General features: G+C 37.5%; 7 protein-coding genes. 3 read left to right on the forward strand and 4 right to left on the reverse strand.

Annotation, left to right across the window (positions count from 1 at the left end; translation table 11 throughout):
- Nucleotides 1-95 precede the first annotated feature (95 nt).
- On the forward strand, nucleotides 96-800 hold the full coding sequence (locus tag ASE92_RS07260; protein ID WP_056849457.1) for an SOS response-associated peptidase: 705 nt from the start codon (nucleotides 96-98) through the stop codon (nucleotides 798-800).
- A 161-nt stretch (nucleotides 801-961) separates the two neighbouring features.
- On the opposite strand, the gene ASE92_RS07265 is transcribed toward ASE92_RS07260, so the two are convergent.
- The 4 genes from ASE92_RS07265 to ASE92_RS07285 all read right to left on the reverse strand — a co-directional run bounded on the left by ASE92_RS07265 (nucleotide 962) and on the right by ASE92_RS07285 (nucleotide 7,281).
- Nucleotides 962-2,395, reverse strand: a complete 1,434-nt coding sequence (locus tag ASE92_RS07265) for a DNA/RNA non-specific endonuclease (RefSeq protein ID WP_056849458.1) — start codon at nucleotides 2,393-2,395, stop codon at nucleotides 962-964.
- Nucleotides 2,396-2,523: 128 nt separating this feature from the next.
- The gene (locus ASE92_RS07270) at nucleotides 2,524-2,778 is read right to left on the reverse strand and encodes a hypothetical protein (protein ID WP_056849459.1); all 255 of its coding nucleotides are present in this window, start codon (nucleotides 2,776-2,778) and stop codon (nucleotides 2,524-2,526) included.
- A 749-nt stretch (nucleotides 2,779-3,527) separates the two neighbouring features.
- Nucleotides 3,528-6,245, reverse strand: a complete 2,718-nt coding sequence (locus tag ASE92_RS07275) for an SMEK domain-containing protein (protein ID WP_056849460.1) — start codon at nucleotides 6,243-6,245, stop codon at nucleotides 3,528-3,530.
- Between the two features lie 763 nt (nucleotides 6,246-7,008).
- The gene (locus ASE92_RS07285; RefSeq protein ID WP_056849462.1) at nucleotides 7,009-7,281 is read right to left on the reverse strand and encodes a helix-turn-helix transcriptional regulator; all 273 of its coding nucleotides are present in this window, start codon (nucleotides 7,279-7,281) and stop codon (nucleotides 7,009-7,011) included.
- A 1,072-nt stretch (nucleotides 7,282-8,353) separates the two neighbouring features.
- Here ASE92_RS07285 and ASE92_RS07290 point away from each other — a divergent pair.
- Nucleotides 8,354-8,947 carry a TlpA disulfide reductase family protein gene (locus tag ASE92_RS07290; RefSeq protein WP_056849463.1) on the forward strand — a complete coding sequence of 198 codons (594 nt, stop codon included), beginning with the start codon at nucleotides 8,354-8,356 and terminating at the stop codon, nucleotides 8,945-8,947.
- 1 nt (nucleotide 8,948) lies between these two features.
- Nucleotides 8,949-12,122, forward strand: coding sequence for a SusC/RagA family TonB-linked outer membrane protein (locus ASE92_RS07295; protein WP_056849464.1), 3,174 nt, complete (start codon nucleotides 8,949-8,951; stop codon nucleotides 12,120-12,122).
- Nucleotides 12,123-12,134: the final 12 nt, after the last annotated feature.

Genomic DNA, 12,134 nt, shown 5'->3' on the forward strand with positions numbered 1-12,134 from the left:
AACTTTAAATCAGATAAAGGATGTTAATAAACCCAAGCGGGGCCGTAAAACAGCTTGACTGCGAAGTTTGTTAGGTTATAAATAATAAAACTATTATGTGTGCACGTTATACCCTTACTGCTGAAGAAAAAGAAATTTTGAAAGCACATCCTTATGAAATACAAGGTGAATGGAGCCCGAATTATAATTTGGCTATTACTCAAATGGGTTTGATCATTACTGCAGATGAGCCAGATGTGATCCAACAAATGCGCTTTGGGATTGTGCCACATAACGCAGCAAATTTAAAACTGAGCTTCGATAGTTGGAATATTAGAAGCGAAACCGCAATGGAATCTAAAACCTGGCGGCCTTTATTGGTACATCATAAAACCTGCCTGGTTATGGCTGATAGCTTTTACGAGTGGAAGGAACATGGTAAAGGCGATAAGCAGCCTTACCGCTTTACCTTAAAAGATAGGAAATTGTTTTGTTTTGCAGGCTTGTGGTCGCAATGGGTAGACCCAGAAACAAAAGAAAAGTTTCGCACGTATGGTATTATGACCACGGTGGCCAATACACTTGTTGCCGAAGTTCATAGCAAGAAAAGGATGCCAGTGATCTTAACTAAAGCAGAGGAAGAAATATGGTTAAGTAAAAGTTTGCCCATTGAGACCAAAATGATGGTGTTAGATACTTTCCCTGGGGAATTGATGAAACGGACTAAGATAAGCAAGCGGGTTAATGCTGTATCTACCGAGAAAAAACCTAATAATGATCCCGATTTACTGTTGCCCCTAAATACGGATGATGCTATTTAAATGGGTTAGGGTTATAATTAAAGACTTTTGTTACATACAACAACTGAATGTAGTTGAATAAAATTAAAAAAAAACCGCATCAAATCAATCTGATGCGGTTTTACGCTACTCTTATCGGCTAGGCTAATTAAAGAGATATAGCCCCTGCGAGTTTGATAATGCTAGTTACCCGGATCTTTCACTTTCTCTACCACATCCTGAATATTCTGTGGTAAGTTAGAAAGCAGATTGTAACCTGTTGCACTTTCAATATCACGAACTGATACGATGTAATCTTTCCAGCTTGCAGTGGTGGTATTGATGTTAGGTGTATTGATAGCAATTACTCTTGTAGATGAGGTAACACGGCTAACGTCGTTATCTCCGGTTTTTAGCAATACTGCTACTTTCCAAACATTTGCCGGAACTGTTACTTTTCCATTGTTTATGGTATTGATTACTGATGCGCTGGCTGAGCCAATGCCACCTGTACCATAGCTGCCCATGATTACATATACTTCATAGCCGTTTAATGCCTGGGCACGAAGATAGGTTTCAAAAGATTCCCAGGTTTTTTGATTATTATTTGGGGCCTGAGGGATCATGTTAGTCATTAAAAATGTTGCCGAATTGGCTGTACTTGAACTTGTACGATCGCCACTTGGGCAATTGTGGCCTCTATCGAAGCCGGAATTTGAATAGCTATTGCTTTGTACCTGGTACCAATTTGTTGGCAACCCAGTAAATGATGCGAAATCATTCTGCCTTGCTGCTGTACCGGTAAAGTTATTTGGGTCTAAGTGCCAGCTCACCCAATTTGGTGTGCCGCGAGACATGCTATAACTTTCTACATAATATTTTTGATCGATGAGGTAATTTTCAGCTGAAACCATTGTTGCCTGAGCACCTGAAGGATTTCCAAACAATAAGTTTGAATTATCACCGCCTGCTGGTGGCGCATCAGCACCTGCTTCCGGTGTTCCTCTCCCTGGCGCAGCGGTTCCTGTATTGCCATTGTCGGCAGGATCGGTATCTGGTGCGCCTACAGTAATTCCCGGATCGCCAGTACCTTTAAAGATTATATCATCAATGTTAATTCGGGTGGTACCTACCTTCTTAATCTGGAAACGGATTTTACCGGTGGTACTCACTTTGAATGAATCAATAACGAGGGTTGTGCTGGTTTCGGTAATGTCTGAACCCAATTGAGTGAAGGTCTTTCCACCATCGGTAGAGGCTAGGAGTTGCCAGGTGGAATTTGCATCTGTGCCGTATTTGGCATGGGAAATATATATCATTTTTGTACCAGCGACATCAAAGTTCATCGACAAGTAGCCTGCTCTTAAACGCACGGACTTTGAACCATTTTTGGCATCTGCTGCGAGGTTGCCAATAAGGGCATCACTCATGGTCCATTTCCCGGTTAAAAGCTGTACGCTATCTAATGCATAACCACCTTTGGTGCCAGATTCAAAAGTTTCGGTAATGGCGTAAGCCGTTGGGGCTTTGGGAGGTGTTACAGGCGTTTCGCCTTCAATTGCTGTTTTTTTCGAACAGGCGGATAGTGACAGGATGCCAATTAATCCTGAATAGATAAGGATGTTTTTAAATTTCATTACTTTTTAAATGTCTAAGGGGGTGCGTTAATCAGATCATTTAAGTGAATGACGAAGGTATGAAGAAAAAACATGCTTGGTGTTAAATTAATATTAACAACTTAGCTGGAATATCAATAGCATCCGAATTAAGATTTAATCAAAACCCAGTATTTTTTTGGCCGATCGGTTAAGGTTTTGGCTTTTATCTCTTCGCGAATAGAAAATGCAGTAATGACATAAAAAATTAATACAAAAACAAGAGGCATTAATATAATTCTAATCATTAAATCGTTAATGTTTTTGGCCAGGCTTTGTTTATCCTGACTGAGCGATGGATTTGAGGGGAGATATACGATTGCTATTGTATTCTTATCTTTATCTAGCGGACGGTGAGCAAGCATAAAAAGAAAAAAAAAGCAAAAGCTTCAGCATTTGACGATTGATACGACAATAATTTCAAAAAACGAGGAAATGTTAGCTGATACGATTTCGCAATTGGAAGATGTTAAGGAACAGGATACTATATCAAATGTTCTCTAAATAAGGGGCCTAGCTAAGGCATGCGTTTGATAAGTGAATTATATTAAACACGAGCTGATACTCGCGTATCAGTTTTTTGGATTTGAACTTTAAATAATACTCACCTGTTTGTAGTTTGCATTCTTGTAAGATAAAGTTTTCGAGTGCTGTTTAAGTTCATATTTCTTAGAGTAAGAAGTTAAATATGCACACGCGACACGCGTGCGCCAGCTGAGGGTTTAGTGAGGAATATGCTAAGTATGGAGCTCGGGGTAAATTGGCAACAGGCTTTAAATATCACAGATGCTGGTGAAAAGTAAAATTCAATTTCAACGTTAAATAATTGAAATTTATAAAATCTATTAATTTTTTGAGCGCCCTTTAAGAGTAGGTATTACAAATAAATGTTCGCTAGCTGATAACGTAATTACGTTCCCTGCCTTCAGCTATGAAAGACTAATCCTCTTAATTTTTTTTCATCCCTAACTTTACTGTAGCAAAGCTCAAAACTTATCCCGAGTTATAGTGCCCCTACAGATGTTCGACATAAGGTAGTAATAGGGATTTTCCGTGTACAGCGAAAAGCCGCTTGGGCTTCAGTCAAAGTATCAATCAAAACGGCAGGCTAAGATCACAAATCTTGACCAATTTGGTGGATCTGCGTTTGTTTCCTATCCCATACTATTGCCTCATCTGTATGGGTCATCGCGGAATTTGCTATAGTGTGATATGTTCTTGTGTAACAATTTTGGAGTTGAATATTTGGTTTGTATTTTAATAAATTTTCAAGACATGATTTGTCTATCGAACAATTTCTGAACACTATTTTGTTTTTTAATTTTCCATAGATTCGTAAATTACTTTCTAAATCACAAGCTTCGAACGAAAGTTTCTTAACCCCGCCGGCATCTATCTCTAAGTTATAGATTTCACATCCAATAAATCGCACGTCATTTAATATAGTTTCATCTAACGTTAGATGGCTAATGTCACATTTTACGAAAGAAACATTGTTTAAAGCACATCCATATATCTGTAGGATATTTATCCAACAATCTTCGAACTTAGTTTGAAGTAAAATAGACTCATATACACTTATAGCTCTTAATGGTTGATCAATGAAATGCTGGTATATGAATTGATTACCACATGCCCAAGGCCGTGTAGATTGATCAATTATTGTATGGTATATTAAAAATTTTAAACCAATTGATTTCTCAATAAAATAATTTCTTCCTTGATTAACAGATTGAAGTATGCTCCAATAGGAAGAAAACGTGTTTGTGCTTAAAGCAATAGGATCACTATCTATACTATTAAATCCTGCAATAAAATCTTTTTCAAACAAATAATTAATATTTAAGGCCAATCTGTCACTTAGTTCTAATTTTATTTTTGAAGCTTTTTTGGAAATTAGTTCTTCCATAAAATTCCAAATTTCAAATGGAATTGGCAATGAACCAAAATATTGGTTTAAAAAAATAAGAGTGTCTGAAGCTTTTTTATTGATATATTTATCTAACTTATCCTTTCTCAAGAAATAGTCAAATGTTATTTCAACAATAAATTCTGCTGTTAAGTATTCTTGTAATGACTTATGAAAAAATTCAATTCCTTCGTTATCCTCACTCTTATCCTTATCGCGTGTTTCCTTAAAGTAAAATGAAATCATTACGCCCTTTAGTGTATTCGAAAGGCTATCGTTACCAATTTGGTTTAAACATTCTCTTATTGTTTCATTATTTAAAATGTCTTTGGTGTTTACAAATCCTTTACCGGATTTAAATATCATATAAGCTATCTCTTGAACCATTCTTCTCAAATCTTGTAACGTCAACCCCTTCAGATTTTCAATTTGGCCATCTTTGCTATATTTTCTTTCAATAATTTGGTCGAAAAGTAAATTGTAAATTTGCGCTCTGCTTACTTTATCATCTGGCCTGCTTTTTAATGAAGCTACGATATAAAGAAGTAATGGCTGATTTATAAGTTCTTTAAGATAGGTTTGCGAATGATTTTTGTCATTATTAGATATTTCTAAATATTCCGATGTTAGCCAACTTTCAGGGTGAAATACCAAATATTTTGATAACCAGTCTTTTTGCCTATGTATATCTATTGGTTTTAAGCTAAGAGCAACATAAGCTTCTTTATATAATCTTTGAAAGTTTACGTAACCATGCCGGGTTGTAATTATTACCTGCCAGCCTTTATATTTTTCAGTTTCATGGATTATTCCCTTACAAAATGTTTCTATATCATCGGCTGTTAGATTATCTTTCATAAACAGCTCATCCAATCCATCTAATATTGTTATTGAACTCTTTAATTGGGTTTTTTTTAGTTCTGTATCAATTTCGTTATCCAATTCATTAAAAATTAAATTGAATGGATTGTGAATAAATGCTTTGGTGTCTGATATATTACGCAGTTTTAAATAAAATACAGGTTTTTGTTGCGGTATAGTTAACAAATCAAAAAGCAGTTTTGAACAAAGAGATGTTTTACCTTGACCTGGGTATCCTAAGATAAATGTCACATTACTATTTGGATATTCAAATAATTGGTTATAAGTATTTTCGCCTTTTAACCTTGACATTAATACCTTGTGAATTGAAAAATCTTTGTTAAGCTGTAAGCAAGTAGCGTTTAGATATTTTAAATCAGAAGATAGTTTGTTTGCACTTTCTATAAGGATATCGAAGCTCGGCTCTATATAGATACTGTTTAAAGTTAAACCAGTTTCGTCATCCATTACTACATCAAAAAACATTGATTTGAGGTGCTTATGGTAGCTGTCTAGCTCTCCGATTTGCTTTATTTTTTCGAAACTCTTCTCTAAAAGGGCTCTAATATCATTAATTTTTTCAATTTCAGAACCGATTGTTATTAGCTTATATAGGCTAGTTAAGTTTATTATATCATTATCGAAGTCTAAGTTGAATTGTGCTTTGTATTTTGTCTGTATTTTTTCGCAATTATTTTTTAGCGTTTTTTTATTGAGGTCAGTTGTAGATAATACAACAATTATTAGCCTATCATAGCTAGCTTGTAGGTTATATTTAAGGAATTTATCGTAACACGTGTAGATTTTTGAGAGGGTATCATTCGACGTAATCTGGATAGCGATTCTCTTGTCTTGATCATGAAGGTCTATTGCGGGAAAATTCGAGATTTTTAAGTTTGTATTTTCAAATTTAGTGTCATAAATTATGTTGAACATTTCAAGCATTAGTCCTTCGCAAACCGTTGCGAGAGTCGATTCACCAGCTGAATTTGCTATAACTAGTAATTCATTAAGACGTGTTAAGTAAGTTTGTATTACATGATGAGTAATAAGTCGTTCCATGCGAGATAATTAATTTAGACAGCAAATATGTTTTATTATTTTGAAATACTTAAATATAATTTTTTTATTTAATTACTCTATTTAAGTATAAGCAATATTAATTATTCATAATACTATAATTAACAAGAGCACTACAACTTAGAAACTGCACTTCAAAAACGAGTGGTCTATTAAATTGAAGGAATAATCCTATTTAACTAGCTCCTCATACGTTATGGAGAATATATTGTCGTTGAATTTTCATGATGATAAACTACCTTCTGTTTTATTTATTTCATACAAAACACAAGATTATCGCTGCCGTAGCATGTATTTTATCTGCTGTTTTTGTTCCGCATATTTATTATCTTTAATTATGAAAAAACTAAGCCTTTTAATTTTTTCATCCCTAATTTTTACTGTAGAGAAAGCTCAAAAACAAATTTCAATTGATAGTGCCTCGGAATATATTGGCCAGAAGGTTACAGTATGTGACTCCGTTTACAGCATAAAAGTCTTACCCCATTTAACATTTGTTAACATGAAGGGCAACTATCCAGATCAAAAATTAACATTAGTCTTTTACAAAAAGGATTTGCACTTATTTAATATGGAGCCGGCAAAATTATATCTCAGCAAACGCATTTGTGTAAAGGGCCGTATCAGTAATTATGAGGGTAAGCCGCAAATCATAATTCGATCACTAAAACAAACCGAGATTAAATGATTACATTAGTTTAAAGGAAAATCACTCGGAATTGGCAGGCTATTGAGTCTGCCTTTTTTATTTTTTATTTCTTTCGGATAGTTTCAGCTGTTGCTCTGGGGCGTTAAGTACGATATCTTTACAAATCACTTTTATCATGTCTCCTGGGTCAACGTCTATTGCCAGTGCAATTAAATATAACTCGTCAACTGTCAGCTTAGTAGTTGCATCATTGCTAAGTAGACTCAAACGTGATTCTTTGATGCTTGTCTTCCTAAAAATTTCGGCACGATTTGCCGATTTTTGTATTAGGTATTTACCAAGTCTTGTGAGGTCCGCTTTCTTAGCCAAAATCAAATATTTTGATTAAACATAACTATGTCACTTCGATCCTGATAATTTTGAGGTTTTTCATTTTACTTTCCAAAGAATACTTTAGATTATCGAAACTTTTATTATATTCGTTTATTATAATTAGGTATTAATAAGAGTCTTGCAACCACAAAATCTGACGCCGTTGAAGCAGGACAGCAGATTAATACCTACAGCTTGTTTGGATGCACTATATTTGTGCATTGAAATAACTGTGGGTGCTGCTGTAATTCCATTTCAACATAAGGCGTCAGAAACTTTAAAGTGGTTATGGTTTGCGGCCCCACAGGTATTGGCATTCTAAAACAAGACTCGTATTTTAATCAATACGAGTATGAACCAAAAATTAAAACAAGTACAATTTTTTTCGTTGCCTCATCCCAGGGCGGTGCTTGTTTTTGCGTTCAGCTTAACCCCAAATTATTCCCAACATGTTTGCCATCCCAGAAAGTGCCCTTTTGATTATTTGTATGCGTTGAAGCCGAAGAACCCTGTTTAGTTTAAGGTGGCAAGCCCTGTTTCGTTCCCTTTTTTTCATAATGTTAAGGTTAATGATAATCGTTTGGGAGCGGGCAGGGTTTTGTCCTTCGACAGGCTCAGGATGACAAGTGGAGTGTGAAGTTGGGTGGTTACGCGTAAAAAGGAGGGATTGCCACAGGTGGAGAAAAACCACCTTCGCAATGACGACTCTTTTTATTAGGATTTTGTCCTTCGACAGGCTCAGGATGACAGGTGGAGTGGAAAGGGAAAGTTGTCCTTCGACAGGCTCAGGATGACCGATCGAGGGAAGGTGAAAGCGGAAAGGTGGGTAGGTCCTTCGACAGGCTCAGGATGACAGGTGGAGTGGAACGGTAAAATTTATTTGGCAAGCCCTTCGACAAGCTCAGGATGACAAAGCTATATGGGCTAAATACCTATACGGTTGAAAATGGCTCAAAAAATTGTTACGCGTAAAGGAGTAGATTGAAACTTAAGCTTTCGGTACGGCTCGGGGTAACTGTTGAGCTGCATCAATTATTAACGATTAACTAAACAAACTAATACAAAATTTATGATTCAAAAAATAACGATAGCCATCGTAATGGCTATGCTTTGCCTGAATTTCTGGGTTATTGCACAAGTTAAACCTGAAGTACTAAAGCCAGTGAAAGTTGGGGAACAGGTACCTAATGAAATGTGGGATATGCCGATGAAGATATATAAAAACGGTAAATATAGCACCGAAACCTTGCGTAAGTATAAAGGAAAAGTAATTGTTATCGATTTTTGGGCTACCTGGTGTGGGTATTGTGTTGAGGGGTTTCCTAAGCTGAGCAAATTGCAGGATAGCCTTGAAAGCGGGTTGCAGGTTTTTCTAGTTAATAAAAAAAGTGTGGGAGATACGCCAGAAAAAATTGCAAGAGTATACGAGTTAAATGCAAGCCATTTAAAAGATATGCCTATTGTGGTAGAGGATACAATACTTGGGCAGCTTTTTCCAACTGTGTCTTTACCTACCTATGCGGTGATATCCGGAGATCGATATCTGGAGGGCATCACCCAAAGCTACCTGTTTACTGAGGCTGCAATTGTAGCTATAGTAAAGGAAAGAAATAGCTTACTGGAAATTAGACGTAGGATAAAAAAGGAGAGGGAGGGTAATTGATATGAAGTGGATCATTACGATTTTTAGTTTGGGTATTGTTCTAAGTTTACGTGCGCAAGAGCTTACAGGCAAGATTACCAATGAACAAGGGCTACCCGTTGCTAATGTGAACGTTAGTATTGCAAATGTGCCTAAAAAAAGCTTCAGTTTGATAGGTGGGGTTTTTAAGATTAATGTTGTTGCGGGTAAGCACCAGGTTAATTTCAGTCATACAGGTTATGTGAATTACGATACTTTAATTACTGTTCCACAAAAAGGTGTGATTCAAATTATCCTTAAAAGAGCCGTTAAACAACTGGATGAAGTACAGGTAAGTACGGGTTATCAGGTAATAGACAAACGTAGATCCTCTGGGTCGTTTTATAAGGTGGAACAGGCGCAGCTTAACCAGAGTGTAAATCCTGACATTTTAGGGCGGCTTGAAAACATTACGAGTAGCTTACAGGTAGACCGACGTAAAGGCAGCAGCACCACTTATCAGATCAGGGGTTTGGGAACACTTGATGCCAACAGCCGTATGCCTCTTATTGTGCTGGATAATTTCCCTTATGAGGGGGATATTGGCAATATTAATCCAAATGATATTGAGAGTGTTACGGTTTTGAAGGATGCTGCTGCAAGTGCCATTTGGGGTGCCAGGGCTGGTAATGGTGTTATTGTTTTGACCAGTAAAAAAACAAAGGCAGGGGGGAAGGTGCAGATAGATTTGGTTTCGAGCATCTCTGTGCAGGGGAAGCCCGACCTCTACCAGGCGAATCAATTAAGCCCATCTGCTACAGTTGATTTGGAAAGGATGTTATTTGCGAAGGGATATTATGATCATCAATTTTCTGATCCTTATTATCCGCTGATACCCGAAGTAGCCAGTATTTTAAACGAGCAAAAGACGGGGGTGTTATCGGCTACGGATGCTGAAGCCAAACTAGGTTTATTGAATGGACAGGATGTGCGAAAAGATATGCTTCAATACCTATACCGGCCGGCAGTAGCGCAACAATATGCGCTTAGCCTGGCGGGAAATACTGGCGGGCTAGTTTACAGGTTATCGGGTGGTGCAGATCGGAGTTTGAGCAATTTGATTGGTGACGCTAATGAGCGGTATACTTTCAGATCGGACAACACGATCGCTTTAACATCAAACTGGAAGCTATCTGCTGGCGTAATGCTGACGAGTAGCCTGGATAGAAATAATAGTGTTGGCGGTTATGGAGGTTTTCAGACAAGTACGGGGGGGGTATCAACGTATAGCCAACTGGCAGATGGATTGGGTAATGCCTTAGCTGTAGACTGGTTTTATAACAAAGGGCTTACAGATGGTGTGGCTAACCTGGGTTTATTAGACTGGAAATATCGGCCATTGGATGAATTGAAGATTAGTAACCGCCAAACTCAGTTATTTGACTTGCTACTCAATTTGGGTACCAGTTACCAGCTTAACAAATGGCTGAGTGCTGATTTTAAATACCAATACCAAAGGAGCAACCAACAGGCACCACAGTTTAATGCTCTTGAGAGTTATTATAGTCGTGATTTAATTAACATGTTTACTGTTTTGGGAACTAACAGTATTACCTATAATTTGCCTAAAGGGGGGATTTACCGAAGGACAGATACTGACCGGAATGGTTACTCTGCCCGGGCGCAATTTAATATTAACCAGAATTGGGGCGAACATGCGCTAGAGGCGATTGTGGGTGCCGAACGCAGGCAATCCCGGTTACGGACAGATAACCAAATTTTGTACGGTTATGATCCGCAAACCCTAAATAGTATTAATGTTAATTATGCCATTGCCTACCCAACCTATGCCAACCTGAATGATAACGCCTATATACCGGCTGCGGGTTTACCTTCGGAAATATTGAACCGATTTGTATCTGTATATGCCAATGCGGCTTATACTTATAAGCAAAAATATAGCGTTACCGGAAGTATCCGACGCGATGCATCAAACCTGTTTGGCGTACGTACGAACCAGAAGTGGGTGCCGTTATGGTCAGTAGGTGGTGTTTGGAAGATTGATGATGAGGGGTTCTATCAAAATGATTGGATACCTCATTTAAGTTTAAGGGTTTCTTATGGCTTTAGTGGTAATGTGAACAATAATGCATCTGCATTAACCCGTATTACCTATGGTGCTGCTTCAGCTTCTCCCATCAATATACCATATGTTACGGTGAATGCCCCGCCAAACCCAAACCTGAGGTGGGAACAAACTGAGCAGTTTAACTTAGGGGTTGATTTTGGTTTTAGGAAGCAACGATTTACAGGAAGTATTGATTTGTTTTCCAAATATGCTTTTGATCTTTTAAATACCGTTTATACCGATGCCACCTCGGGGTTTACCAGTGTTATACTGAACTCTGCGGCTATCAAAGCGAGGGGTGTGGATGTGGTTTTGAATAGCCGAAATATTGAAGGGACATTTAACTGGCAAAGTAGTTTATTGTTTAGCTATGTTAACTATAAAGTGTTGAGTAACCGGAACTCTATTAATACCACCGGACTAACCAGTGATGGTGCTATTGTTTTTCCTGTTCCTGGTTATAACCCGTATGCGGTGGTTAGTTTTAAGTGGGCAGGCCTCGATCCTCAAAATGGAAATCCTCTTGGATATTTGAAAGGGGAGGTGAGTAATGACTATGATGCGATTGCTTTAAACCCAATTGAAGAACAGGTTGTACATGGCCCGGCGGTGCCGCCAGTATTTGGCAACCTTAGGAATACCTTCAACTGGAAAAACCTCAGTTTAACGTTAAACATCAGATATAAGCTTGGCTATTATTTTAGAAGACCTTCTATTAATTATAGTAGTTTATACCAAAGCAGCAGCGGGTTGAGCGAGTTTGAAAACCGGTGGCAGAAAAGTGGTGATGAAATATTTACCACTGTTCCATCTATGATTTATCCAGCGGATGGGATGCGTGATTTATTCTATACGCAATCTGAAGTAACCGTTGAAAAGGGAGATCATATCCGTTTGGAAGATTTATACCTGAGCTATCAATGGAAACCGGCCCATTTAAAGTTTTTAAAGCAGGCTACTTTTTATCTGTATACCAATCAACTGAATTTTATTTTATGGCGGGCGAATAAGCTTGGGATTGACCCGGATGCGGTATATCAGGTTCGGAACCGGGCAAGTTTTGCGGCTGGCATAAAGGCTAATTTTTAATCAAAGAAGAAA

The sequence above is a fragment of the Pedobacter sp. Leaf41 genome (assembly GCF_001422545.1).
Classification (GTDB): Bacteria; Bacteroidota; Bacteroidia; order Sphingobacteriales; family Sphingobacteriaceae; genus Pedobacter.